The sequence below is a fragment of the Erythrobacter sp. A6_0 genome (assembly GCF_017744235.1).
In the GTDB taxonomy this organism is placed as follows: domain Bacteria; phylum Pseudomonadota; class Alphaproteobacteria; order Sphingomonadales; family Sphingomonadaceae; genus Qipengyuania.
The window spans coordinates 963,390-989,162 of record NZ_JAGHQR010000001.1 but is presented as its reverse complement, the minus strand read 5'-3'; the positions used below and the strand labels follow the sequence as shown (position 1 = coordinate 989,162).

The 25,773-nt window shown below is 63.8% G+C and carries 23 protein-coding genes and 2 tRNA genes; 17 read left to right on the top strand and 8 right to left on the bottom strand.

What is annotated here, in order from left to right:
* Positions 1 to 46: 46 nt before the first annotated feature.
* Positions 47 to 214 (bottom strand): Flp family type IVb pilin, encoded by a 168-nt coding sequence (locus tag J7347_RS04915; protein ID WP_082851290.1) that lies wholly within the window; start codon positions 212 to 214, stop codon positions 47 to 49.
* Positions 215 to 322: 108 nt separating this feature from the next.
* Complete coding sequence (locus tag J7347_RS04910) at positions 323 to 502, bottom strand: Flp family type IVb pilin (RefSeq protein ID WP_067679467.1); 180 nt, start codon at positions 500 to 502, stop codon at positions 323 to 325.
* 71 nt (positions 503 to 573) lie between these two features.
* On the opposite strand from J7347_RS04910, the gene J7347_RS04905 reads away from it, so the two are divergent.
* Together J7347_RS04905 and J7347_RS04900 are read left to right on the top strand one after the other, a co-directional pair.
* A complete protein-coding gene (locus J7347_RS04905; RefSeq protein ID WP_209161036.1) occupies positions 574 to 1,041 on the top strand; it encodes a (deoxy)nucleoside triphosphate pyrophosphohydrolase in 468 nt (155 codons plus the stop codon).
* A gap of 74 nt (positions 1,042 to 1,115) precedes the next feature.
* A tRNA-Arg gene (locus J7347_RS04900) sits at positions 1,116 to 1,192 on the top strand.
* Positions 1,193 to 1,312: 120 nt separating this feature from the next.
* On the opposite strand, the gene J7347_RS04895 is transcribed toward J7347_RS04900, so the two are convergent.
* Positions 1,313 to 1,705 (bottom strand): metallopeptidase family protein, encoded by a 393-nt coding sequence (locus J7347_RS04895; protein ID WP_067679452.1) that lies wholly within the window; start codon positions 1,703 to 1,705, stop codon positions 1,313 to 1,315.
* Between the two features lie 133 nt (positions 1,706 to 1,838).
* Between J7347_RS04895 and J7347_RS04890 the strand changes: the two genes are divergently transcribed.
* Genes J7347_RS04890 through folE form a run of 3 tightly spaced genes read left to right on the top strand, consistent with a single transcriptional unit; the run spans position 1,839 to position 4,496 of the window.
* Complete coding sequence (locus J7347_RS04890) at positions 1,839 to 2,330, top strand: hemerythrin domain-containing protein (RefSeq protein WP_209161035.1); 492 nt, start codon at positions 1,839 to 1,841, stop codon at positions 2,328 to 2,330.
* Positions 2,331 to 2,334: 4 nt separating this feature from the next.
* Positions 2,335 to 3,888: a phospholipase D-like domain-containing protein gene (locus J7347_RS04885; protein ID WP_348521562.1), complete on the top strand. Its 1,554-nt coding sequence runs from the start codon at positions 2,335 to 2,337 to the stop codon at positions 3,886 to 3,888.
* Complete coding sequence (folE, locus tag J7347_RS04880) at positions 3,885 to 4,496, top strand: GTP cyclohydrolase I FolE (RefSeq protein WP_209161034.1); 612 nt, start codon at positions 3,885 to 3,887, stop codon at positions 4,494 to 4,496. The genes J7347_RS04885 and folE overlap by 4 nt, the downstream gene beginning before the upstream one ends.
* 76 nt (positions 4,497 to 4,572) lie before the next feature.
* Here the strand turns inward: folE and J7347_RS04875 are convergent, their stop codons facing one another.
* Positions 4,573 to 5,052: a peroxiredoxin gene (locus J7347_RS04875; RefSeq protein WP_209161033.1), complete on the bottom strand. Its 480-nt coding sequence runs from the start codon at positions 5,050 to 5,052 to the stop codon at positions 4,573 to 4,575.
* A 153-nt stretch (positions 5,053 to 5,205) separates the two neighbouring features.
* On the opposite strand from J7347_RS04875, the gene J7347_RS04870 reads away from it, so the two are divergent.
* The 9 genes from J7347_RS04870 (at position 5,206) to trxA (ending at position 18,721) form a co-directional block, all read left to right on the top strand.
* Positions 5,206 to 5,754, top strand: a complete 549-nt coding sequence (locus tag J7347_RS04870) for an S-adenosyl-L-homocysteine hydrolase (protein WP_209161032.1) — start codon at positions 5,206 to 5,208, stop codon at positions 5,752 to 5,754.
* A gap of 141 nt (positions 5,755 to 5,895) precedes the next feature.
* Complete coding sequence (ahcY, locus tag J7347_RS04865; RefSeq protein ID WP_067679437.1) at positions 5,896 to 7,311, top strand: adenosylhomocysteinase; 1,416 nt, start codon at positions 5,896 to 5,898, stop codon at positions 7,309 to 7,311.
* A 77-nt stretch (positions 7,312 to 7,388) separates the two neighbouring features.
* Positions 7,389 to 9,731, top strand: coding sequence for a PAS-domain containing protein (locus J7347_RS04860; RefSeq protein WP_209161031.1), 2,343 nt, complete (start codon positions 7,389 to 7,391; stop codon positions 9,729 to 9,731).
* On the top strand, positions 9,728 to 10,165 hold the full coding sequence (gene tsaE / locus J7347_RS04855; RefSeq protein ID WP_209161030.1) for a tRNA (adenosine(37)-N6)-threonylcarbamoyltransferase complex ATPase subunit type 1 TsaE: 438 nt from the start codon (positions 9,728 to 9,730) through the stop codon (positions 10,163 to 10,165). The genes J7347_RS04860 and tsaE overlap by 4 nt, the downstream gene beginning before the upstream one ends.
* Complete coding sequence (locus tag J7347_RS04850) at positions 10,162 to 11,151, top strand: phosphotransferase (protein WP_209161029.1); 990 nt, start codon at positions 10,162 to 10,164, stop codon at positions 11,149 to 11,151. The genes tsaE and J7347_RS04850 overlap by 4 nt, the downstream gene beginning before the upstream one ends.
* On the top strand, positions 11,148 to 11,876 hold the full coding sequence (locus tag J7347_RS04845; protein ID WP_209161028.1) for a nucleotidyltransferase family protein: 729 nt from the start codon (positions 11,148 to 11,150) through the stop codon (positions 11,874 to 11,876). The genes J7347_RS04850 and J7347_RS04845 overlap by 4 nt, the downstream gene beginning before the upstream one ends.
* Positions 11,869 to 14,889, top strand: a complete 3,021-nt coding sequence (gene addB / locus J7347_RS04840; RefSeq protein WP_209161027.1) for a double-strand break repair protein AddB — start codon at positions 11,869 to 11,871, stop codon at positions 14,887 to 14,889. Before J7347_RS04845 ends, addB begins: the two co-directional genes overlap by 8 nt.
* The gene (gene addA / locus J7347_RS04835; RefSeq protein WP_209161026.1) at positions 14,886 to 18,353 is read left to right on the top strand and encodes a double-strand break repair helicase AddA; all 3,468 of its coding nucleotides are present in this window, start codon (positions 14,886 to 14,888) and stop codon (positions 18,351 to 18,353) included. The genes addB and addA overlap by 4 nt, the downstream gene beginning before the upstream one ends.
* A gap of 47 nt (positions 18,354 to 18,400) precedes the next feature.
* Positions 18,401 to 18,721 (top strand): thioredoxin, encoded by a 321-nt coding sequence (trxA, locus tag J7347_RS04830; protein ID WP_067679415.1) that lies wholly within the window; start codon positions 18,401 to 18,403, stop codon positions 18,719 to 18,721.
* On the opposite strand, the gene J7347_RS04825 is transcribed toward trxA, so the two are convergent.
* Both J7347_RS04825 and argJ read right to left on the bottom strand, forming a co-directional pair.
* The gene (locus J7347_RS04825; protein WP_209161025.1) at positions 18,718 to 19,521 is read right to left on the bottom strand and encodes an inositol monophosphatase family protein; all 804 of its coding nucleotides are present in this window, start codon (positions 19,519 to 19,521) and stop codon (positions 18,718 to 18,720) included. The two genes, trxA and J7347_RS04825, sit on opposite strands and share 4 nt — an antisense overlap.
* A complete protein-coding gene (gene argJ, locus J7347_RS04820) occupies positions 19,518 to 20,744 on the bottom strand; it encodes a bifunctional glutamate N-acetyltransferase/amino-acid acetyltransferase ArgJ (RefSeq protein ID WP_209161024.1) in 1,227 nt (408 codons plus the stop codon). The genes J7347_RS04825 and argJ overlap by 4 nt, the downstream gene beginning before the upstream one ends.
* An 86-nt stretch (positions 20,745 to 20,830) precedes the next feature.
* Here argJ and J7347_RS04815 point away from each other — a divergent pair, with 86 nt between their 5' ends.
* The 3 genes from J7347_RS04815 to J7347_RS04805 all read left to right on the top strand — a co-directional run bounded on the left by J7347_RS04815 (position 20,831) and on the right by J7347_RS04805 (position 24,719).
* A complete protein-coding gene (locus tag J7347_RS04815; RefSeq protein ID WP_209161023.1) occupies positions 20,831 to 21,103 on the top strand; it encodes a hypothetical protein in 273 nt (90 codons plus the stop codon).
* Between the two features lie 90 nt (positions 21,104 to 21,193).
* The gene (gene secA, locus J7347_RS04810; RefSeq protein ID WP_209161022.1) at positions 21,194 to 23,950 is read left to right on the top strand and encodes a preprotein translocase subunit SecA; all 2,757 of its coding nucleotides are present in this window, start codon (positions 21,194 to 21,196) and stop codon (positions 23,948 to 23,950) included.
* A 25-nt stretch (positions 23,951 to 23,975) separates the two neighbouring features.
* A complete protein-coding gene (locus tag J7347_RS04805; protein ID WP_209161021.1) occupies positions 23,976 to 24,719 on the top strand; it encodes a sulfite exporter TauE/SafE family protein in 744 nt (247 codons plus the stop codon).
* A 52-nt stretch (positions 24,720 to 24,771) separates the two neighbouring features.
* Here the strand turns inward: J7347_RS04805 and J7347_RS04800 are convergent.
* Positions 24,772 to 24,846, bottom strand: a tRNA-Asn gene (locus J7347_RS04800).
* Between the two features lie 87 nt (positions 24,847 to 24,933).
* Positions 24,934 to 25,713, bottom strand: coding sequence for an NAD kinase (locus J7347_RS04795; protein WP_067677557.1), 780 nt, complete (start codon positions 25,711 to 25,713; stop codon positions 24,934 to 24,936).
* Positions 25,714 to 25,773: the final 60 nt, after the last annotated feature.

The window sequence follows — 25,773 nt, the reverse complement described above, 5'->3', positions numbered from 1 at the left end:
CGGGATTGCTCCCGCCGCCTTTTTCTAATTTTCGGTTCCGAAGGGCTTACGAGCCGCTCATCGCCGTGGTCACGTCGTTGAACGTGGTCGAAAGCTGGTCGCCCAGGCTCGACATCGCGGTGATCGCGGCAACCGCGATGAGAGCGGCAATCAGGCCGTATTCGATGGCGGTGGCGCCTTCTTCGTCCTTGCGGAACTTCTTGATGAACTTCATTGGTCGTCTCCTGGTTTGGTCTTCGGTAACCCGACCCGTCCCGTCGCAAACCGGGAGCAGGTTTCTTCGTTATCGGCGTCGTAGGTTGATATTTTCCTAAGAAGCCCTTTAATGACCGCTCGCCTCGACAATCGTCGTGGCCATGGTGGTCCACATCTCGACCGCATTGATGCCGAAGGCCTGCACCGCCCCGATCATCGCGAGGAAAATCATCGCCAGGATCATGCCGTATTCGACGGCCGTGGCTCCCGTTTGGTCATTCAGGAAGTTGGGCTTCGCGTTTTGCATCGGCAGGCATCCCATCGCTTGTCGCCACGCGCGGTCGACCCGGCGCACCTAAGAGCGAGAGATTTAAGAAAATGTTGAAAGGGCCCGCTTCGTTGGAAAGAAATCCGACATGGCTCTGCGTGGTCGCTGGCCTTCTCGTCGACAGGGGAGGGCGCTGGCTGATGCATCGCCGTCCAATCGGAAAAGCCCATGGCGGCCAGTGGGAATTTCCGGGCGGCAAGGTCGAGGAGGGCGAGGTGCCCGAAGCGGCGCTGGCGCGTGAACTGGCCGAAGAACTGGGAGTCGGCATCGAGCCCGATAACCTCGAACCGCTCGTCTTCGCATCCGACGGCCCGATTTCCACCGGGAAGCCCATCACTCTCCTGCTGTATCGCGTGACCCGATGGAGCGGAACGCCACAAGCGCTCGAAGGAGGGGCGATCGACTGGATGCTCCCTGACGAGATCGCTCGCCTCGACAAGCCACCGCTCGATATTGCTCTGTTTGCGAAGGCCAGCGCTCTTCTCGGCGCCGCGCCGGACGGTGCGGAGCTGTGCTAGTTCGGCTTCCTGCAAAAAAGCACCGGTTTACGGTTGCCATGCGCGAAAGCCCTGCTATGTGACGCCGCTCCAGCGCGCCCGTAGCTCAGCTGGATAGAGTACCTGACTACGAATCAGGTGGTCGGAGGTTCGAATCCTTCCGGGCGCGCCAACAGGTTTAAGACAGCGCATCGGTGCCGAAAGGTTCCGGTGCGCTGTTCGTTTGGGCGGTAGCGATGGTGGCGGATGCCTGGCCGAACGGTCTCGGACCGGAACGCTCAAGCCCGTACTTCTAGGCTTCGTCCTCCAGCCTGTGCATGTCGTCGTCGCTGAAGCCGAAATGATGGCCCGCTTCGTGGATCACCACATGGCGGACCAGCTCTTCCAGACCCACGCCGGTCTCTTCCATCTCCGCGATCAATGGCTGACGGAACAGCCAGATGCGGGGCGGCATGCCCCCGCTCTCCCAGATCGATTTGTCAGGCAGTGGCCGCCCTTCGTAGAGGCCGGACAGATGCCATTTCTCGTCCATGTCGACCGAGGCGAGCTGTTCGGGCGTCGCGAAATCGGTGACCCGCATCACCACCCGGCCAAGCTGTTCGCGAAAGGGGGCGGGCAGATTGGCGAGAACGCTCTCGGCGATGCGCTGCATCGTCTCTTCGCTGGGGTGTTCGGTACGGTCCATCAGGCAGATATGTGGCGCGCGTAGTCGCTCCGCAAGCTCGCCTGACGAGGCGAGGTTTTATCCCATCGGAACATCGTGCGGGTTCGCCTGTTTGACTTGCGACACAAGCCATCCCGAAAGAGGAAGCCCGATAATGGCCCAGAACGACGAAATCTTCGCCACGCTCGAACGCGATCACGATCGCCATCGCGAACTGCTCGACAAGCTGCTCGAAACCAGCGGCGACAGCGACACGCGCGAAAGCCTGTTCACCGAACTGACCCGCGAGCTGAAATCGCACGCGGCGGCGGAAGAGCAGGCGCTCTATTCGACCATGCTGCGCAAGCCTCCCACCACCGGCGAAACCCGCCACTCGGTCGCCGAGCATCACGAGATCGAGGAAGCGCTCAACGATCTGGCCGCGACGGATATGGGCAGCAGCGCGTGGTTGCAGAAATTCAAGGATTTCGACCACCAGTATCGCCATCACATCAACGAGGAAGAGGAAGACCACTTCCCCGACTTCGCCAAATATCTTGACGAGGACGATCGCGAACACATGCGGCAGGTCTTCGACCGTCGCAAGGAAGAGGAAAAGGCCGAGGCCGAGGTGACGCCCGAAAAGAAGGAAGACGCCAAGGAATAAATTCGTGGCGGGGGACGACGCGGACAAAGCGACCAAGGCCGAACCCACGATCCCCGGTATCGACGACAGCGTCGAGCCGGGGGTCTGGCGTTATGTCCGTGCCCGGCGCGCGCGAGTCATCGTCGATGCGGCGGATTATTTCGCCATCATGCAGGCTGCGATGCTTGCCGCGCGGTTCCGCATCTTCCTGATCGGTTGGGATTTCGATACGCGCATCCACTTGGCCGAAGGGCGATTTTGGTGGCAGCGCGCCTGGAAGAAGAAATATCCCGCCAGGCTCGGCAGTTTCATCGCCTGGATGATCCGCCACCGCCCCACTCTCGAAGTGCGCATCCTGAAATGGAGCTTCGGCGTCTTCAAGTTCACGTATCGTGGATCGATGTGGATCGATCTGGTGCGCTGGATCAGGCATCGCCGGATCGATTTCAAGTTCGACAGCGCGCATCCGGTCGGATCAAGCCATCACCAGAAGATCGCCGTGCTCGACAGCTCGCTGGCGGTATGCGGTGGTATCGACATGACGGGGCAGCGCTGGGACACGCGCGATCACGAGGAAAACGACAAGCGCCGCAAAACGCCTAACGGGCGCCGCTACGATCCCTGGCACGATGCCTCGATGATGATGGAAGGCGAAGTGGCCGAAGCGCTCAGCGATCTGGGCCGCGACCGCTGGATCAAAGCAGGCGGCAAACCTCTGATGCCGATCCGCGCACCCGAAAAAAGCCTCTGGCCAGAAGGCCTCGACGCGACCTTCGAGAATGTCGAAGTGGGAATCGCCCGGACACGATCGAAGCATCGCGACTGGAAGGCGATCCGCGAGATCGAAGCCCTGTTCGTCCAGCATATCGAGCGCGCGCAGCGCTTTATCTATGCCGAAAGCCAGTACTTCGCCTCACGCACCGTCGGGGAAGCGATTCTGAAGCGCATGGAGGAAGACGATCCGCCCGAAATCCTGATCGTCCATCCGGAACATGCCGATGGCTGGCTGGAACAGCAGGCGATGGATCATGCACGCGCCGAATTGGTGCGCTGTATCGAGCAGGTGGACCACAAGGGGCACTTTTCCATCTGGACTCCGTTCAGCGGCGAAACGCCGATTTACGTCCACGCCAAGATCATGATTGTGGACGATGAAATCTTTCGCATCGGTTCGGCGAACCTCAACAACCGGTCGATGGGCCTCGACAGCGAATGCGACGTCTTCGTCGATTCCAAGCGTCCGGGGAACGAGCATGCGGCCGATGCGATCGCGGCCTTGCGCCATTCGCTGCTGGCCGAACATACCGGACTGGACGAGGCGGAGATCGGCGAGCTGCATGCGCGTCACGGATCGATGGCGGCATTGATCGATCACGCGCAGGAGCCGGGTGGGCGAACCCTGCAGCGCTATCACCCGCCGGAATTGAACGGGGTGGAAGAAGGGCTTGCCGAAAGCGGCCTGCTCGATCCGGACGATCCCGACGATCTGTTCGAACCCTTTGCAAAGGGCGGTCTGTTCCGCAAAGGAAGCCGGCTCGAGCGCATCCGCTCGAAAGTGAAAAGGATCAGGGGAAAATGAGCAGTCTGGTCGGTCCCGACGAAGACGATCCGCGCGGGAAACCACCCGTGCCAGAGGCGGTTCAAGACGCCATCCGGACGCTGATCGAATGGACGGGCGACGATCCCACGCGCGAGGGGTTGCTGGAAACCCCGGCACGGGTCGCGCGCGCCTGGAAGGAATATTGTCAGGGCTACGCCGAGGATCCCGCCATCCATCTCGATCGCGTGTTCGAAGAAGTCGGCGGTTATAACGAGATCGTGCTGCTGAAGGACATTCCGTTTCAGTCTCACTGCGAACACCACATGGCACCGATCATCGGCAAGGCGGCGATCGCCTATCTGCCGACCGATCGCGTGGTCGGCATCTCGAAACTCGCCCGCGTGCTCCATGGGTTCGCGCGTCGGCTACAGGTGCAGGAGCGCCTGACCGCCGAGGTCGCCGACTGCATCTGGGAGAACCTTCAGCCGCAGGGCGTGGCGGTCGTTATCGAGGCGAGCCATGCCTGCATGACCGCGCGCGGCGTGCGTACGCCCGGCGTCGGCATGGTCACCAGCCGAATGATGGGCACTTTCCTCGATGATCATCGCAGCCGCGAAGAAGTCATGAAGCTGATGGGATACGGCTGAAACAACGAAAAAGGGCGCCGCTACGAACTTGCGGCGCCCCTTTCGTTTCGGTCGACGTTTTGGTCGACGGGTATGCTCAGAGCTGGCCGAGCATGTGCTCCGCGCTCGAAACCGAGAAATCGCCCGGCTGTTCGACGTTGAGTTCCTTCACCACGCCGTCTTCCACGATCATCGAATAGCGCTGGCCGCGCTGGCCCATGCCGAAGCCGCTGCCATCCATGGTGAGACCGATCGCCTGCGCGAAATCGGCGTTGCCATCGGCGAGCATGGTGACGCTCGCCGCATCGTTCGCGCCCTGCCAAGCGCTCAGCACGAAGGCATCGTTCACGGCGGTGCAGGCGATCTCGTCGACACCCTTGGCCTTCAGATCGTCGGCTTTTTCGACATAGCCGGGCAGGTGGCGCGCCGAGCAGGTCGGCGTGAAGGCGCCGGGAACGGAAAACAGGGCCACCTTGCGTCCGGCGAAGAATTCGCCCGACTGAATTTTTTCGGGCCCGTTCTCGGTCGGCTTGACCAGCGTCACGTCGGGCAGCTTGTCGCCTACGGAAATCGTCATGTTCGGTTTACTCCTGTTTGGTGATCCTTGCCTGCGGCACTTAGGCGCGCGCCCCGGTCTTGCAAGGCTCCAGCCGTTAAAGGCGGTTTACCAATACCTTTATTCACCGAGAAATCGCGGAGCGCGACAAACGGTCGGACAGGGGAGATAACTATGACCGCATCGAAAGCCATCCGATTCAAAACCGCCGCCATCCGCGCCGGAGCTGCAGCATTGGCCTGCCTGATCGTGCCGACCGCCGCGCAGGCCGAATATCGCGACACCTATCCCTATGACAGCGTTTCGAACGAGATCGACGAAATCGAAGCGAATGCGGGAAACATTCGTAAACTCGATATCATGCTGATGGTGACTTCGCTGCGTTGCAGAACCGGAGCAAGCGACTTCCAGGCCGATTACGACGCCTTTGCAAACACGCATCTCGCCACGCTCAACCGCGCCAATTCGATCCTGAAAGCCGAACTCGCCTATATGTACGGCGAACTGGGTGCGGTCCGCGAGATGGACCGCAGCGACGTTTCGATGGCCAACGAGTATGGTGAGGGCCATCCCTGGCTGAGCTGTCACGAGCTTGGCAGCATCGCCCGCCAGCTGGCCGACGATGGCGATCCGATCCGCCTGTCCTTTGCGGCTGACGAATTGCTGGCGACAAATCCCGTCTATGCTTCCGTTCAACACCCACGACAGGCCTCGCGCCGCTGATCCGGGGATTCTGATCAGGGCATTCTGGGCGGGGAAGTTGTACTGGCCGATTTAAGCGGTTAGGAGCGGGGCCGTTTCATGGCGCCGCTTCCTCTATCGTATTTCGTTGCGGCGCTTTCTTCCGAACTCCCTATTTCGAGGATGCCCGTGGCCCAATTCAACGATTACGTCATCAAGGACATTTCGCTCGCCGATTACGGCCGTGCCGAGATCAATATCGCCGAGACCGAAATGCCGGGCCTGATGGCCACGCGCGAGGAATACGGCGAAGCGCAGCCGCTGAAGGGCGCGCGCATCGTCGGTTCGCTTCATATGACCATCCAGACCGCAGTGCTGATCGAGACTCTAGTGGCGCTCGGTGCCGAAGTGCGTTGGGCGACATGCAACATTTTCTCGACCCAGGATCACGCCGCCGCCGCCATCGCGGCGCAGGACATTCCCGTTTTCGCGGTAAAGGGCGAAAGCCTGGCCGATTACTGGGATTATGTCGGGCGGATCTTCGACTGGTCGAGCGAGGCGGATCAGGATCTGACCGCCAATCTCATCCTCGACGATGGCGGCGATGCCACGATGTTCGCCCTGTGGGGCGCGCGGATCGAAGCGGGCGAGACCATGCCCGAACCGCAGAACGCCGAAGAGATCGAGATGCAGCGCGCGCTTAAGGAATTTTTGAAGCGCAAGCCCGGCTATCTCACCGCCAGCGTCAAGGCGATCAAGGGCGTTTCGGAAGAGACCACCACCGGCGTCCACCGCCTCTATCACCTCGCCAAGCAGGGCAAGCTTCCCTTCCCGGCGATCAACGTCAACGACAGCGTGACCAAGTCGAAGTTCGACAACCTCTATGGTTGCCGCGAATCGCTGGTCGACGCGATCCGCCGCGCGACCGACGTGATGCTGTCCGGCAAGGTCGCCTGCGTCGCAGGCTATGGCGATGTCGGCAAGGGTTCGGCCCAGTCGCTCCGCAATGGCGGCGCGCGCGTGCTCGTGACCGAAATCGATCCGATCTGCGCGCTTCAGGCGGCGATGGAAGGCTTCGAAGTCGTCACGATGGAAGACGCGGTGACCCGCGCCGATATCTTCGTGACCACGACCGGAAACGAGGACGTCATTACCGCCGAACATATGAAGGCGATGAAGCCGATGAGCATCGTTGCCAATATCGGCCACTTCGACAGCGAGATCCAGATCGGCGCGCTCGACAATTACGAGTGGAACGAGCTGAAGCCGGGTACCGACCTGGTCAAATTTCCCGACGGCAAGGAGATCATCGTTCTCGCCAAGGGCCGTCTCGTCAATCTCGCCTGCGCCACCGGACATCCCAGCTTCGTGATGAGCTGTTCCTTTACCAATCAGGTGCTGGCCCAGATCGAATTGTGGAAGAACGCGGGCAGCTACGAGAACGACGTCTATGTCCTTCCCAAGCATCTCGACGAGAAGGTCGCCGCGCTTCACCTCGACAAGCTGGGCGTGAAACTGACGCAGCTCAGCAAGAAGCAGGCGGACTATATCGGCGTGCCGGTCGAAGGGCCGTTCAAGCCGGAACATTATCGCTATTGATCGGGCGCTTATGGAATGGGGCCGTGTCGTGCGCGGCCCCATTGCATCACCGGAGCTGGCGGCATAGCTGATCGGTGATGACGGAATCGCCCGCTCTTTTGGTCATGATCGGCCTGCTGCTCGCCGCGTGGACGGCGATGGCAGGCTGGTTCATGCTGAAGGCAAGCGCGCGAACCAAGGGAACTGACCTGACACGCCGTTCGCTCCGGCGGCTGTCGCGCATGATCGAGGAATCGCCTGCCGTCCCCTTGCTGGTGCGCGCGGATGGGCGGATCGAAGCGCCGGACCGTCTGGCGGGGTGGCTCGGCCTCGACCGGATGCCCGAATATCTGAGCGAGCTGAGCGGGCAGGCCGATGGCGGACTGGACGATGCGCAGCTCGAAACGCTGACGGCACATGTCCGCCGCACCCAGAAAAGCGCGGCGCCCTTCGCCATGACCCTTGTCCCGCCCGATTCGCGCAAGGCTCTGACCTTGCGGGGTACGCTCGCGGATCCAAGCGTTTCTCCGGCTGGAGCGGCGTTGATTTGGGTCTTCGACTTCAGCGACAGCGAAGAGGAATTGTCCAGGCTGCGCGAACAGGCCGAGAGCGCGCGCGAGGATTTCGGGGCTCTGGTCGGTCTGATCGAAGCGGCGCCGATGCCGATGTGGTTTCGCGGGGCCGACATGAGGCTGCGCCTCGTCAACCGCGCCTATGTAGCCGCAGTGGGATCCGATAGTCCGGACACGGTCGTCGAAGAACAGATCGAGCTTGTCGAACAGGTCGACGGCGTCAGCGCGGGCCAGATCGCCCAGCAGGCTGGCGAGAGGTGCAAGGCGATCGAACGTGTTGTGACCGCGACCATCAATGGCGAGCGCCGGTCCCTGCGCGTGACCGATCTGCCGCTGATCGGTGACGGGGTCGCCGGATACGCCGTCGATATCGAGGAGATGGAGGAACAGGCGCGCGAATTTCGTGCTTTCCGCGAAGCCCAGCGCTCCATCCTCGACCAGCTGTCCATCGGCGTCGCGCAGTTCGATTCGAACCGGCGGATGACCTTCGCGAATCAGCCATTCCACCGCGTATTCAGCCTGCCGCCTGGTATCGTGAACGACCGGACTGGCTTCGAGCAGGTGCTGATGGTGGCGCGCGAGAACGGACGCATACCCGAGGTCCGCGATTTTCCCGCCTGGCGCAAGGAGCTGGCGGGATGGTTCCTGTCCGACGAAACGCATGAGGAAAACTGGCCGCTTCCTGATTCGACTCATCTGCGCATTCTCGCTCAGCCCATGCCCGATGGCGGCCTCGTCCTGATCGCGGAGGATCGGACCGAACAGCTCGCGCTTTCCGCCACTCGCGACACCTTGCTGCGCACGCGCACTGCCACCTTCGACAATCTGTTCGAAGCGCTCGCCGTGTTCGCGCCCGATGGGCACCTCGAATTGTGGAACCGCAGCTTCGCGGGCGCCTGGGGCCTGGAAGAGGAGGCCCTGGACGGGCATCCGCAGGCCGAGGACCTGCTTGCCGCGATCGCGAAGAAGCTTGCCGATCCCAAGGAAGTCGCGGCGATTAATCACGTCATCCGCGCCGCTACGCTCGACCGGCGCAAGCAGCGCGGTGCAGTGAAGCTCGCCGATGGACGCACGCTCGATTTCGCGAGCGTTCCGCTCCCCGATGGCAATGGCCTTATCACCGTGCTCGATGTCACCGCATCCCGCCAGGCCGAAGAAGCGCTGCGCGAACGTAATCGCGCGCTGGAAGAGGCCGACGCGGTGACCACACGTTTCCTTGCCAATATGAGCTACGAATTCCGCACGCCCCTGACTTCGATCGGAGGTTTCGCCGAACTTCTGACCAGCGGCGTCGCGGGCGAACTCGGTCCGCAGGCCCAGGAATATGCCGAAGCGATTGCCCAGTCGGTCGGCAAGCTGACCGAACAGGTCGAAAACGTCCTCGACCTGTCCCAGAGCGAAGCGGGCCTGATGCCGTTGTCCAAACGTCCGATCCCGCTTTTGCCTTTCGTGACCGAAATCGTGCGCAAGCGCGAAAATGCGATCGTGGAGGGCGGGCTCACGCTCGATCTGCGCAGCGATCCGGACAAGTCGGTCACGGCCGATCCGCAGCAATTGCGCCGCGCAATCGCTCACCTGCTCGACAACGCCATTCGGGCGACGCCGCGCGGCGGCCGGATCATGGTGGAAATCCGCCAGAAGAAGGACGGCACGCGGATCGCAATCAGCGATAGCGGACCGGGAATGACGCATCATGAGATAGCGCGCGCTCTCGACGGCATTCGCCCGACATCGGACGGCCGCGGGATCGAGCGCCGCCAGGGGCTTGGAATCCCGCTCGCCAGGCAATTGATCGAATCGCATGGCGGGACGCTCGAATTGCAGAGCCGTCGTGGGGCGGGAACCACCGCTACGATTGTCTTGCCGTGATTTTGACGCTTCCCGATCTCAACGCCGTCGCTGCGCTCGGCCGCCGGATCGCGGCGAAGCTTCAGCCGGGGGACGTGGTCGCGCTGTCGGGCGATCTGGGTGCGGGCAAGACGACCCTGTCGCGCGCCATCCTGGCGGCAGCGGGGCATGCGGGCGAAGTTCCGTCCCCCACCTTCACCATCATCGAGACTTACGCGCGGACCGATCCTCCGATGGTCCACGCGGATTTCTACCGACTCGATGATCCGTCGGAGCTGGAAGAGATCGGTCTCGACGATTACCGCGAGGGAGCCGCACTGCTCGCCGAATGGCCCGATCGGGCAGGCGGCTTCGCGCACGAGCCCGCCTGCCTCTCGGTCGAACTCGAAAACGGTGGGGAAGGGCGCCGTGCCATTGTCGAAGGCGGTTCGGCTTGGCATGGCCGGATGCCATGAACGCAGCACTACCCGAAGGTCTCGACAGTTTTCTCGGCGATACGCGATGGGACGGGGCGGAGATCGTCCCGCTCGTCGGCGACGCCTCTTTCCGCCGGTATTTCCGGCTTCGCATGGGGGATCGCAGCGCCATGCTGATGCACGCTCCACCGCCCGAGGAAGATACTGGTCCCTTCCTGCATGTGGCGCGCTGGCTGAATGAAAACGGTATGCGCGGACCGGAGATTCTCGGGGCACGGCCCGAAGAAGGCCTGGTCCTCATCGAAGATTTCGGCGATCAGCGGATGAAGGAGTGGATCGACGATCACCCCCAGGACGAAAGCGCCGTCTATGCGCGGGCGATCGATGCCCTGGTGAAGCTTCAATCGCTCCCCGCCGGGCCCTTCGATCCATACGACATGGCGGTCTATCAGCGCGAGGCAGCCCTGTTCGTCGAATGGTATTGCCCGGCGGTCGGGCTCGATGTGGACGAAGAGGGCTGGCGAACGGCCTGGGATAAGGCGCTCGCTCCCCTTATCGAGCGGCAACAGCCCGGCGTGACCGTGCTGCGCGATTACCACGCCGAGAATGTCATGCTGCTCGAACCGGGCAAGCCGCACGGGGAACAGGGGCTCATCGATTTTCAGGACGCCCTGGTGGGTCACCCTGCCTACGATCTCGTCAGCCTTTTGCAGGATGCCCGGCGCGACGTGCCGGAAATCCTCGAACAGGAGATGCTGGCTCGATATCGGTCCGCCTGCGATCCTGGCGAACATTTCGAGGCCGATTACGCTCGCCTCGGCGCGCAGCGGAACGCCAAGATCGTCGGCATTTTCACGCGGCTCTACAAGCGCGATGCCAAGCCGCGCTATCTGCGCATGATCCCGCGTGTGTGGAAGGCGATGGAGAGCGATCTGGAGCATGAAGCGCTGGCTCCGGTGGCGGAATGGTTCGCGGCCAATATCCCGCAGGATCTGCGCGCTGCATACGGGGGCGAAATCGCATGAACGAGGCCGCACTCGTGACAGATACCGCGATGTTGATGGCCGCAGGGCTTGGCAAGCGGATGCGTCCGCTGACGGCCAGCCAGCCCAAGCCGATGGTTCGCGTCGCGGGAAAACCCTTGATCGATCACGCGCTGGACCGGCTGGAAGATGCGGGCGTCGCGAAGGCGGTCGTCAACGTGCACTACCTCGCCGATACGCTGGAAGCGCATATTCGCAACCGGACCTGCCCAGCGATCGTCTTCTCGGACGAACGCGATCAGCTTCTCGAAACGGGTGGCGGGATGGTGAAGGCGCGGGACGAAGGGATGCTGCCCGACCCGTTCTTCGCCTGCAATGCGGACAGTATCTGGCTCGATGGCCCGCTGAACGCCTTTCGCGACCTGTCGCGGCACTGGGATCCAGACCTGATGGACGCCCTTTTGCTGCTGGTGCCGCACTCGCGCGCGACCAATTTCGACGGGACGGGCGATTTCTACATGGATGCGCGCGGGCAGTTGAAGCGCAAACTGCCCGGCCGCATCGCGCCCTTCATTTATACCGGTATTCAGCTCGTCTCGCATCGCCTCCTGCGCGAGGCTCCGGAGGGTAAGTTCTCGACCAACATCCTCTGGGATCGCGCCATCGCGGAAGGGCGGCTTTACGGCCTCGCCTTCAGCGGCCAGTGGATCGAGGTCGGGCGGCCCGAACATATCGCCGTGTGCGAGGAGGCGCTCGGGCGTGGCTGATCGCCGCGCGCCCGAAATCTACTCCATCGCCGCCCATCGCGGTTTCGCGGATGCGCTGGTTGCGGGACTGGTCCCGCGCTATTCCGAAGCGGGGCTGGGGCTCGCACGGCTGACCCTGCTGCTCCCCAGTTCGCGCGCGGTTCGCACCGTCAGCGAGGCGTTCATCCGCCATGCCGGAGAAGCGGACGGGCCCGTAGGCTTGCTGATGCCACGCATGGTCGTGGTCGGCGATCTCGATCTCGACGAGGCGCTGGGGCCGCTGCTCGATCCCTTGGGGGCGAGCGCAATTCCGTCAGCGATCGACCCGCAGCGGCGCCTGTTCGCTCTGGCGCGATTGATCGCCGATACGATGGGAGACGACGCGCCCGGCGGAGCGACTTTGTTGCGGCTGGCGCGCGAGACCGGAGCGACGATGGACCGATTGCTGGTCGAGGATGTCGACCCTGCGGATCTGCTCGACGATAGCGTGGTCGACATCGTGCCCGACCTGTCCGCGCATTGGCAGAAGAGCCTGCACCTCTTCGCTACCGTCCAGGTCAAATGGCGGGCGTTTCTTCAGGAAAGCGGCGCGCTCGATGCGGCGGCGCGGCGCAATCGCCTGTTCGACCATGCCGCCGCGCGGTTTGCGAAACATCCGCCGGAAACGCCCATCGTTGCCGCAGGCGTCACGAGCCCGGCACCGGCTCTGGCGCGGCTGCTGAAAACGGTCAGTGAACTGCCGCAGGGCGCCGTGATCCTGCCCGATTTCGACCTGACGCTGGCCGACGAAGTGTGGGACGAGTTAGGCCGCGCCGGAGCCGCGCCCGGTCCGGGGGAGACCCCGTTCGCGCGCGACGATGCGGTGACGCATCCGCAATATCACCTCAAACTGCTGCTCAACCGCATGGGCGTCGCGCGTGAGGAGGTGCGGCCCTGGCATCGCAAGGGACTCGCCGCCGCGCCGCCGGAACGCAGCCACGCGATCGGATCGCTGTTTCTCCCGCCCGAAGCGAGCAAAGCGTGGGTCGATCTGCCGACTGACAAGCGCCGCCTGGCAGGCGTCAGGATCATGCGCAGCGCCAATCCCGAAGAGGAAGCGCAGGCTATCGCCCTGCTAGTGCGCGAGGCTTTGGAGACTCCGCGCAAGCGGATCGCCGTGGTCACGCCCGATCGCGGGCTGGCGCGGCGCGTGGTGCATCATCTGGCCCGATGGGACATCCTTGCTGACGATTCCGCCGGTCGTCCCTTGTCGCAGACGGCTGCCGGGCGGCTCATGCTGCTGCTCGCCGAAGTCATGGCGGAGCGCGCTGCGCCGGTTCCTTTGATGGCGCTGCTCGGCCATCCGCTGGTCGATGGCGGGATGGAGCGCGGCATCTGGCTGTCGCAATTGCGGCGGATCGAGCGGTCCCTGCGCGGACCGCGCAAAGCCGAGGGGCTGGAGCCGGTCGAGCGAATTGTAGCGAAGCATGCCGAGCCGGGATCGCCCATGGCCGAATGGTGGCGAACGGTAAGCGATACGCTGGCACCCCTTCTCGATATGGCCGATCGCGAGGCCGTCCCGCTGGCCGACTGCCTCGATGTGCTGGCCGCAGCGGGCGAAGCCCTGTGCGGCGAGAAATTGTGGGCGCGCGAAGACGGACGGGCGCTGGCGCGTTTCGTCGAGGAATTGCGTCTCAATTCCGGGGAGGCCGCCTTCGCACTCGCCCCGCGCGACGTGGAAGTCGCGCTGCGCGATGCGATGGAACAGATCGCGGTGCGCCCGCCCTATGGCGGCCATGCGCGCGTCCAGGTCCTGGGCCTGCTCGAATCGCGCATGAACCGCGCCGATCTCGTCATCTGTGCCGGGCTGAACGAAGGGGTCTGGCCCGCAAGGGGGACCACGGATGCGCTGCTTGCGCCACCGGTCCTGCGGGCGCTGGGCGTGCCTGGATCGGATTACCGGATCGGCCTCGCCGCGCACGATCTCGCCGGAGCGCTGGGCGCGCCCGAAGTCGTGCTGAGCCGGGCGGAGCGCGACGAGAGCGGCCCGGCCATTCCTTCGCGCTTCCTGCTGCGCGTTCAGGCGCTGCTGGGCGATCTGCTGCCCCGGCACGAGGAAACCCGCGCTGTCGAGCTTGCCCGCGCCATCGCCCGCGCTCCGCGTGCCGCAATCTACCCAAGGCCGCGCCCGAAGCCCGCGGCAGAGCAGCGCAAGGTGGCGATCTCCGCCACGGCTCTCGATCGCCTGTTGGGCGATCCGTACCAATTCTACGCCGCGCAGATCATGGGGCTGAAGGATCTCGACGCGTTGGACGCCGATCCCACGCCCGCCTGGCAGGGCAATGTCGCCCACACCATCCTCCAGCGCTGGCACGAGCAGCGGGCAGGCGGCGCCGATCCCGATATTGCGCCTATCATGGCGGCGGTGCTGGACGAGGAGAACGCCGATCCGCTGACGCGCGGCCTGTGGCAACCGCGCCTGCTCGCCGCGCTCGAATGGATCGCCGGTGAAGTGCGAGCCGCCACCGATCGCGAAGTGCTGCGAGTCGAGGAGAAGGGGGCGATGGAGGTCGAAGGCATCCGCGTCCACGGACGGGCGGACAGGATCGATCGCCTTCCCGACGGCACACTCGCCATCGTCGATTACAAGACCGGCAAGCCGCCGAGCGCCGCGATGGTCGCGGATGGTTTCGCGCTTCAGCTCGGCATTTTGGGCCTGATCGCGGAGCGCGACGGTTTCGAGAAAGCGCGCGGAGAGCCGGGCGCGTATGAATACTGGTCGCTGGGCAAATCGAAGAGCGAGGCCAATCCCTATGGCTTCGGCTATGTCGAAACGCCGCTGAAAATCCCGCCCAAGCGGACGGGAATTGAGCTGGAAGACTTGCTGCCGCTCACCTCCGGTTTCCTGCTGAAGGGTATCACCAGATACATCACCGGCGACGCGCCCTTCACCGCGCGCGAAAATCCGGATTATCCAGCCTACGACACGTACGACCAATTGATGCGCCTGGACGAATGGCTGCCGCGCATGGATGAAGAGGAGGGCCCGGCATGAGCGGCAAGGTCTATCCCCTTCAGGGCACGCAGCGCGATGCGGTCGATCCGAAGGAAAGCGTCTGGCTGTCCGCCAGCGCGGGCACGGGCAAGACGCAGGTCCTGTCTGCGCGCGTGCTTCGCCTGTTGCTGGAGCCCAAGGGCGATCCTTCGCAGATCCTGTGCCTCACGTTCACGAAGGCGGGCGCGGCGGAGATGGCCGTGCGCGTCAACGAGGTTCTGGCGCGGTGGGTGCGGCTCGACGATGAGAGGCTGGCGCGCGAACTGAGCAATCTCGGCGCGCCCACCGATCCCGAAACGCGCTCGCGCGCCCGTTCGCTGTTCGCGCGAGTGCTCGATTGTCCGGGCGGTGGCCTGCGGATAGATACGATCCACGCTTTCGCTCAATATCTGCTCGCCGCCTTTCCAACCGAAGCGGAAATCCTGCCCGGTTCGCGCCCTATGGAGGATCGCGAGCGCGACCTGTTGAGCCGCGAGGTTCTGGCCGCGATGCTGTCGGAAGGCGATCCCGCTATCGATGCGGCGATTGCCGAGATGAGCCGCCGCAAGGGCCCCGATGCGGTGCGCGGCTGGCTGATGCGTTGCGCCCGGCACCAGCATCTTTGGACCGGTCCCGATGGGTGGCAACCGCCGATGAAATCGCGCGTCCACCGCCTGCTCGGCATTCCGGCGGACGCCGATGAGGCCTGGGTGGGACAGGCGTGTTCGGACGCCGATTTCCCGGTTCAGGCGGTGCGCGCTTGTGCTGCTGCCACACGCGAATGGAAAGCGTCGACGGGCCAGAAAGCCGCCGATTTCGCCGAAGCATGGCTGCGCGGCGACGAGCAGGCGCGGCTGGACACGCTGGACGGGTTCTTCGACACGCTTCTGAAAAAGGACGGGACGCCTCGCAAGATGGCGGGCGCAGAAAAGATCGATCCATCCTTCGTCCAGCATCAGGAAATCGTCGCCGAGGCGGTAGGGCAGGTGAACGAACGGCGCGCGCTGATCGATCTGGCGGATTTTCTCGCCCCGCAACTCGAAGCCGGGCGCGCCTTCGCCTTGCGCTGGGAAGCGGCGAAGGCGCGCGAGGGATTGGTCGATTTCGACGATTTGATCGCCCGTGCCGCGCAGCTTCTGTCCAACAGCGCGATGGCGGACTGGATCCGCTATAAGCTCGACCGCAGTTTCGACCATATCCTGGTGGACGAGGCGCAGGACACCAACGAAGCCCAGTGGAGCATCGTGAAGGCCCTGACCGACGATTTCTTCGACGGGCTGGGCGCGCGGGGCGATGCGGTGCGGACCATCTTCACGGTCGGCGATTACAAACAGGCAATCTTCGGCTTTCAAGGGACCAGCCCGCGCAATTTCCGGCAGGCCCGCGATTTCTTCGCGCGGAAGATGGACGCTTCGGCGGATGCGGCCCGCGAAATGCGCGGCGCGCCGGAGATGCGGCGGCTCAAGGGCTACGATCTTGAGCGCTCCTATCGGACCAGCGCGCCGGTGTTGTCCTTCGTGGACGATGCGCTCGACGCGATCGGCCATTCCGGACTGGGGCTAGACCGGGCCGACGGCCAGCATGTCGGCAGCGAAGGGCCGGGGCTGGTGACTTTGTGGAACACCGTCACCGCCGGGACCGATGGTGAGGAGGGAGAGGAAACCGAAGGCTGGCTTGCGCGCCATGATCGCCTGATGGCAGACAATATCGCCCGCCAGGTTCGCCGCTGGATGGACGAGGGTTTCCCGCTCGCCAAGGGCGAGGCGCGCAATGCGAGCCCTGGCGACGTCATGGTGCTGGTGCGGAAGCGGCGCGAACTTGCCTCGCTGATCGTCGCGAGGCTTTATCGCCATGGCGTTCCAGTGGCGGGTGTGGACCGATTGCGGCTCGGCAATCCGCTGGCGGTGAAGGATCTGATGGCGGCACTACGCTTTGCCGCCCAGCCGCTGGACGATCTGACGCTGGCGAGCCTTCTGGTGTCGCCGCTGATCGGGTGGAGCCAGGAGGATCTGCTCGAACACGGTTATCGCGCGAAAGACCGGCGCTTGTGGGAGCATTTGCGCAAGAGCGAGCATGGCTTCGTTGCTGGTACCGTGGACGCCTTGCGCGAAATTCTCCGGCGCGCGGATTACGACAGCCCGCAGCAATTGCTGCACTGGATGCTGATCGGCCCGATGGACGGGCGGCGCAAGCTGGTCGCGCGTCTGGGGCGCGAGGCGAACGATCCGATCGACGAATTGCTCAACGCCGCCAATGCCTATGCTTCCGCGCACACCGCCAGCCTGCAAGGCTTCATCCGCTGGTTCGACGCGGGCGAGGGAGAGCTGAAGCGCGAGGCGGGCGAGGGTGGCGATCAGGTGCGGGTGATGACGGTGCACGGTTCCAAAGGCCTCCAGGCGCCCATCGTGATTCTGGCCGATGCGGCCATAGGCCCCGATGCACCGGGCGATCTGGAACTGGTCGAGCAACCGATCGACGGCGGGGCCGGAAAGGCCGTGCCGCTACCTGGATTGAGCAAGGATCAGCGGGTCGGCCCGGTCGCTCTGGCCGAAGCCGAAGCGGCTCGCGCCGATGGAGAGGAGCACTGGCGGCTGCTCTATGTCGCGATGACGCGGGCGGAGGAGGCACTGTTCATCGGCGGATCGCTTGGGCCCCGCGATGCGAAGAACGGCCCGCACGAGGATAGCTGGTATGCGCGGCTGAAGCCGGTCTTTCCCGACGAGGCGCTGGAGGACGATATCTGGGGCGCGCGGTGGGAGCGGGGCGAGCCTGCTCCGCCCGTGCCTCTCACCGATACCGGGAAGCCGGGCGAGAGCGAACCGGACCTGCCCGATTGGGCGCAGCGTAACGCGCCCGAAGAGCCGCGGCCGCCACGGCCGCTCGCGCCTTCGGGCTTGGGTGAGCAGGAGGGGAGCGATCCGCCTCTGCCGCCCGATCACGCAGCTGGCGCGGCACGGCGCGGCGTCCTGATCCACGCACTGCTCGAACGCCTGCCCGCCGTCGCGCCCGAAGAACGCCGTGAAAGAGCGACGGATTGGCTGGCCAAGCAGGCGCCCGATCTCGCCGAAGCGGATCGTTCGGAGATGCTCGACAATGCGCTTGCGGTTATCGAAAGGCCCGACTTCGCCGCCGTTTTCGGCCCCGATGCGCTGGCCGAAGTGCCGCTGGCCGCTCTCGTCGAAGGTCGGGTCGTCACGGGGATCGCCGACAGATTGCTCGTCACCGAAGCCGCAGTGACGGTCATCGATTTCAAGACCGCGCGGCGTCCGCCGAACGCGCTGGAGGATGTGCCGGATCACACTTTGCGGCAGATGGCGGCCTATGTCGCCGCGCTCGAGGCGATCTATCCGGGGCGGGCGGTTCGCGCCGCATTGCTCTATACGCAGACCCCGCAACTGATCGAATTGCCGCCCGCCACGCTGGCCGCGTACAAAACCCGATTTGCCGATCCGCAGGAAAGCTTTGCCCTGCCACCCGTTGAGTAGGTGCAGAAGCGCCCCAGATAGGGCGCGACAGATACAGGAGAATAGTCATGGCCACCGTCGCCGTAACCGATAGCAGCTTCCAGTCCGACGTTCTGGAATCCGACAAGCCCGTCCTCGTCGATTTCTGGGCCGATTGGTGCGGGCCGTGCAAGATGATTGCACCGGCTCTGGAAGAGCTCAGCGACGAGATGAAAGAGCAGGTAACGATCGCTAAAATGGACATCATGGAAAACCCGGACGTGCCGGGTAAGATGGGCGTCCAGTCGATCCCCTATCTCGTCCTGTTCAAGAACGGGGAAGCGGCCGCCAATATGCGCGGTGCCGCGCCCAAGGGCCAGCTCAAGCAGTGGCTCGAAAGCGAGCTTTAAGCTTCAAAGACTGCATAGCGCGCGGCCAGATCGTCCCATAGGGCGGGACTGGCCGCGCCGATCAGCCCGGTGCGATCGGGTTCGTCCACGCGATAGGGCGATCCGTCGGGCCGGGCGACCCTTCCGCCCGCTTCGTTGAGCCACAGGGCGCCTGCGGCATGATCCCAGGCGAGGGTGCGTTCGAATATCGACACGTCGTTTTCGCCCAGAGCCAGCCGCGGATATTGTTCTGCGGCGCAGCGCGGGATGTCGACCAGGCGGTAATGCGGCGCGATATGCTCCATCGCGGCGGCGCGGCGCTCCTGATCCATGAAGACTGTCGAGATGGCGGCCACGGGAGGCGTTTCGCCCGAAGTCTGCGCCGTGATCCGCTCGCCATCGACATAGGCGCCGTCGCCGCGATGCGCGGCGCAGAAACGACCCGACTGGCAATCGTAGATCCAACCGCTCTGAGCGAGGCCACCATCGGCCAGCGCGATCAGGATCCCAAAGGGTCCGGTACCGCCTGCGTAGTTGTTGGTGCCGTCGATCGGATCGATGATCCAGCATGGGCCGGACAGCAGATCGAGGACGGCGGGATTCGCATGCGCGTTCTCTTCGCCGACGATGCCGATCCCCGGATTGAGCTTGCTCAGCCCGGCAGCGAGCAGTTCTTCCGCCTCGCGATCGGCCACGGTGACGACATCGTCCGCCGCCTTGTTCTCGATCTGCGAGGCGGAGAGCGAACGGAAATGCGGCAGGATCGCCGTTTCGGTGACGTCGCGCATCAGCGCGAGGATCTCACGGTCCAGCATGCTCATGATCTGTAGTCCGCGTTGATGGCGATGTAGCCATGCGTCAGGTCGCAGGTCCAGACGGTGGCGCGTCCGTCTCCGATGCCGAGATCGACATCCATGCGAATGTCCTGCCCTTTGAGATGTTCTGCAACCGGTGCCTCGTCGTAATCCGCCACGGGTTGCCCGTCGCGCGCCGTCCAGATGCCGCCGAACCCGATCGAAAGCCGGTCGCGATCTGCCGGTTCGCCTGCCTTGCCGACTGCCATGACGACGCGGCCCCAATTGGCATCCTCGCCCGCAATGGCAGTCTTCACCAGCGGCGAATTCGCGATCGACAGGCCGACGCGCCGGGCGCTGTCGTCGCTCTTAGCACCGGTTACCGCGATCTCGATGAATTTCTGCGCCCCTTCGCCATCGCGCACCACCAGATGGGCGAGGCGCTGGCAGACATCGGCGATGGCGGCGTAAAGCGCATCGGCGCCCGGATCGTCCCACGATGCGATCAGCGTGTTATCCGCAAGCCCCGTCGCGGCGAGCAGGACCGTGTCGCTGGTCGAGGTATCGCCATCGACTGTGATGCAGGAAAAGCTCGCCGCATTGGCGCGGTCGAGCATTTGCTGGAGGAAGTCCGGCGTAACCTTCGCGTCGGTGAAGATGTATCCGAGCATCGTCGCCATGTCCGGCGCGATCATGCCGCTGCCCTTGATGATCCCGCAGACCTCCACCCGCGTCCCGCCCAGCATGGCGGAGGCATGCGCGCCCTTCGTGAAGGTATCAGTAGTGCCGATCGTTTCCGCCGCCTCGCGCCAGCTGCAGGGGCTGGCCGTCAGCGCCTGTTCGACACCCGCCTTCGCGCGATCTTTCGGCAGGGGGACGCCGATCACACCGGTCGAGGAAACGAGCACTTCGCTGGCCGGGCATCCCAGATGCGCCGCGACCTGATGCGACACCTGCTGCACCGCCTCGCGCCCGCGATAGCCGGTGAAGGCATTCGAATTGCCCGCATTCACCACGATGGCTCGCGCGCGCCCTTGCTTAACGCTCTCGCGGCCTAGTTCGACTTCGGTCGAGCAGCAGACATTGCGCGTGAAGGCGCCTGCGATCGCGGTTCCCTCAGCCAGCTCGACATAGGTCAGATCGGCCCGATCCCAGTCCTTGTAGCGCGCCCGCGCCACGCGCAGAGTGACGCCGGAGATCGCTGGCATGTCGGGGAAGGGGGCGGCGAGGGGAGAGGGGGCGAGGTCCATCCTCGCGCGATAGGAAGTTTCAACTGAGAGGTAAACGCGCTTCAGGGGTGGACGCGAGCAACGCCAGTTTCTATCTACAAGCCTTCATGCTTCGTCGCCTGCTCGCCTGTTTTGCCATTCTGACCGGCCTTGCCGCCGCGAATGCGCCTGCGCATGCGACGATGATCAGCGCGCTCGAAGCGCAGCTGGAAGACCAGCGCAAGGCTGACGATCCGGTCCGCAGCGCGGAAAGCGCCTGCGTCGAGAAACAGCGCAAGCAGCGCTTGCGCGGAGAGCGGATCACGCCCTGCCGTGCACCCGAAACGGTGACGGTCTACGTGCCGACGATCCAGTTCGGGCCCGATCGCGCCTACGAATAGCGCGACCCTTAAAGCTTCCGATTCGCTTTTCGGCCCGCGGCTTCGCATGCGCGCGGGCGCTCTTCCTATTTCCGATTTCAGAGACCCGTCATGCTCAAAGCCCTTACCAAGTCGCTCTTCGGCTCGTCCAATGATCGTTACGTCAAGTCGATGGACAAGATCGTCAATCAGATCAACGCATTGGAGGAGCAGCTTCAGGCTCTTTCCGATGAAGAGCTGCAGGCCCAGACGGACAAGTTCCGCGAGCAGCTGGAAAACGGCAAGACGCTGGACGACATCCTGCCCGAAGCGTTCGCGACCGTGCGCGAAGCCTCGGTCCGCGTGCTCGGCATGCGGCATTTCGACGTGCAGATGGTGGGCGGTATCGTTCTCCATCGCGGCGAGATCGCCGAAATGCGCACGGGCGAGGGCAAGACGCTGGTCGCCACGCTCGCGACCTATCTCAACGCGATCGAGGGCAAGGGCGTCCACGTCGTCACCGTGAACGACTATCTCGCCCGCCGCGACGCGGAGTGGATGGGGCAGCTGCACCGTTTCCTCGGCCTGACGGTCGGCGTGATCGTGCCGAATTTGAACGAGTTCGAGCGGCGTGACGCGTACAACTCGGACATCACCTACGGGACGAACAACGAGTTCGGCTTCGATTATCTGCGCGACAACATGAAGCACGATCGCAACCAGATGGTGCATCGGCCCTTCAATTACGCGATCGTCGACGAGGTCGATTCGATCCTGATCGACGAAGCGCGCACGCCATTGATCATTTCCGGCCCGACCGAGGACAAGAGCGAGCTCTATATCTCGGTCGATGCGATCGTGAAGGATCTCGATCCCGAATGGTACGAGGCGGACGAGAAGACCAAGAACATCAGCTGGACCGAGGAAGGCACCGACGCGATCGAGGCCAAGCTGGCCGAGGCCGGCCTGCTCGAAGGCGAAAATCTCTACGACGTCGAGAACACGCTGGTCGTGCATCACCTCGACCAGGCGCTTCGCGCGAACATCATGTTCAAGAAGGACACCGACTACATCGTCAAGGACGACAAGGTCGTGATCATCGACGAATTCACCGGACGCATGATGGATGGGCGCCGCTGGTCGAACGGTCTGCACCAAGCGGTGGAAGCCAAGGAAGGCGTCAAGATCGAGCCGGAAAACCAGACGCTCGCCTCGATCACCTTCCAGAACTATTTCCGCATGTATCCCAAACTGTCCGGCATGACCGGCACCGCCGCCACCGAAGCGAGCGAGTTCTGGGACATCTACAAGCTGAACGTCGCCGAGATCCCGACCCATCGCCCGGTCGCCCGCATCGACGAGGACGATCAGTTCTACAAGAACACGATGGACAAGTTCGCGGCCATCGCGAAGGCGATCAAGGAGAAGAACGAGCTGGGCCAGCCGGTCCTCGTCGGCACGGTCTCGATCGAGAAGTCGGAACTTTTGAGCCAGTTCCTTGAGAAGGAAGGCGTCAAGCACGAGGTGCTGAACGCCCGCCAGCACGAGCGCGAGGCGCATATCGTGGCGCAGGCGGGCCGCATCGGCGCCGTCACCATCGCGACCAACATGGCCGGGCGCGGGACCGACATTCAGCTCGGCGGCAATCTCGAATTCCGCACCGAGGACGAGCTTTCCGAAATGCCGGAAGGCCCCGAGCGTGACGCCGCGATCGAGCGGATCAAGCAGGAAATTGCGGAAGAAAAGCAGCGCGTGAAGGATGCGGGCGGGCTGTTCGTGCTCGGCACCGAACGCCACGAATCGCGCCGGATCGACAACCAGCTGCGCGGCCGTTCGGGCCGTCAGGGCGATCCGGGTCTGTCGCGCTTCTACCTCTGTCTGGAAGACGATCTCCTGCGCATCTTCGGGCCGGACACGCTGTTCTCGCGTATGATGAACAGCAATCTGGAGGATGGCGAGGCGATCGGGTCGAAATGGCTCAGCAAGGCCATCGAAACCGCGCAGAAGAAGGTCGAGGGGCGCAATTACGAGATGCGCAAGCAGGTCGTCCAGTACGACGACGTGATGAACGACCAGCGCAAGGTCATCTACGAACAGCGCGCCGAGATCATGGACAGCGAGGCGGTGGACGATGTCGTGCTCGAAATGCGGCACGACACGATCAACAATATCGTCGGCGAAGCCTGCCCGCCGGGTTCCTATCCCGAACAGTGGAACGTGACGCAGCTGAAGGAGCGGGTCGAGGAAGTGCTCGGCATGACGCCGCCAATCGACGACTGGTTGCAGGAAGACGCGGTGGAGCCCGCCATCATCGAGGAACGCCTGCAAAAGGCCACCGACGAAGCGATGGACGCCAAGATCGCGCGGGTCGATCCGTCGATGTGGCGCAATGTCGAAAAGAGCCTGCTGCTCCAGTCGCTGGATCATCACTGGAAGGAACACCTCTCCACGCTCGACGCGTTGCGCCAGGTGGTGTGGCTGCGCGCCCATGCGCAAAAGCAGCCGATCAACGAATACAAGCAGGAAGCCTTCAGCCTGTTCGAAAGCATGCTCGACACGCTGCGCGAGGATACGACATCGAAGCTGATCAAGCTCGACGTGCGCGAGCCCGAACCCACGCCTTCTGCGAGCCTGCCCGAACTGCCGGATTTCCTCACCGGACATATCGAACCGCTGAGCGGGATCGACAATTCCGACGATGGCGACGGATCGGAACGGCGCGCGGCGCTGTTCGGATCGCTGGCGGGTAGTCCGCAGGCGGCCGCCGGGCCGGGGGGCGTTTCGGACAATCCCTATGCCGGCAAGCAAATCAGCCGCAATGCCCCGTGCCCTTGTGGATCGGGCAACAAGTACAAGCATTGCCACGGGGCGATCGGCGCTCGTGCGTAACCGGTTCGGGCCGGGTCGGACCTAGATGATCTGGCTCGCTATCGCCTTCTTCGCGACCGCGCTGTTATATGCGTCGGTCGGGTTCGGAGGCGGATCGACCTATAGCGCGCTGCTGGCGCTGGCGGGGCTCGACTATCGCGTGCTGCCGCTGGTCAGCCTTGCCTGCAATATCGTTGTCGTCGCGGGCAGCACGATACGCTTCTCGCGTGCAGGCATCCTGCCCTGGCGGCGGGCCTTGGTCCTGACCGGTCTGGCAGCTCCTGCGGCACTTCTGGGCGGGCTGACGCCCATCGGTGAGCGCAACTTTCTGCTGCTGCTGGGCGCCAGCCTGGTCATGACCGGCCTTACCCTTCTCATCCCGGTCGCGAAGTCGAGCGAGGAGCATGCGACCAAGGCCGCTCGGTTCGCACCCTTGGCTGCGCCGCCGCTCGGCTATTTGGCCGGACTGGTCGGGATCGGGGGCGGCATATTCCTGGCGCCGCTTCTCCATCTGGTACGCTGGGCCGAGGCGAAGAGCATCGCGGCGACGGCTGCGCTGTTCATCCTCGTCAATTCGCTGTTCGGTCTGGTCGGCCAGATCCTGAAGGGCGGGGAGGGCCGGTTCGAAGCGGCGGTGGGCTTCGGCTTGCCGCTTCTCGTGGCAGTCGCGATCGGCGGCCAGATCGGCAGCTATCTGGTGGTCCGCTTCCTGCCGCAACGCTGGATTCGCTGGATCACCGCCGGGCTGACGTTGTTCGTCGGCGTCCGACTGGTTCTCGATCACATCTGAACGGAAAGCCGCATCCCTAGATGCGGCGACGCCATCGGCTGCTGGCGAAAAGTGGCTCCCCGAGTTGGATTCGAACCAACGACCAAGTGATTAACAGTCACCTACTCTACCGCTGAGCTATCGGGGAGCAGCCGTACGGCAGGGGTGCGCCTATATGGGCGGGGCAAAGGTTTGGCAAGCGGGTGTTTCGCTAAATTTCACTCTTCGCTTCAGATTACACCACGAATTGTTCGGCCACGATGCGCTCGTCGAGCGTATGGCCGGGATCGAACAGGAGCTTCAGCTCCTGCTCGCGCGCTATGGCCAGCGAGACTTCGGCGATATCGCGCACCTCTTTCTGGTCGGCCACGACGGATACGGGGCGCTTGTCCGATTCGAGCACGCGGAATCGGATATGACTGCGATCGGGCAGGATCGCACCACGCCAGCGGCGCGGGCGAAAGGCGCTGATCGGGGTCAGCGCCAGCAATTGCGAATCGAGTGGCAGGATAGGCCCGTCTGCGGAAAGGTTGTAGGCGGTGGAGCCGGCGGGCGTCGCCACCAGCACACCGTCGCACACCAGTTCCTTGATTCGCACCTTGGTATCGACAGTCACTTCGATCTTGGCGGTCTGGCGCGTCTCGCGCAGCAGGGAGACTTCGTTGATGGCGCAGAAGCGGTGCGTCTCGCCTTCCTGCGTAATCGCTTCCATGCACAGCGGCGCCACCGCCAGCCCGCGTGCCTTTTCGAGGCGCTGCATCAGTTTGTCGGGGCCGCGATATTTGTTCATCAGAAAGCCGACCGTGCCCAGATTGACGCCGTAGACCGGTTTCAGATTACCGTGATCGAGCATGGCGTGAAGCGTCTGGAGCATGAACCCGTCGCCGCCGACCACGACGACGATGTCCGCCTCGCCCGGAGACACCCAATCGGTGAGCGACTGAAATTCCTGCGCGACTTCCTGCGCCTTCGCGCTGTCGGACACCATCAGGGCCAGCTTTGCGAACTCGGCCATACTTATCCTCTTCCCGGCGAAAGCCCTTCATCCACACCTATGGAGGCATGTCCCGTTTGG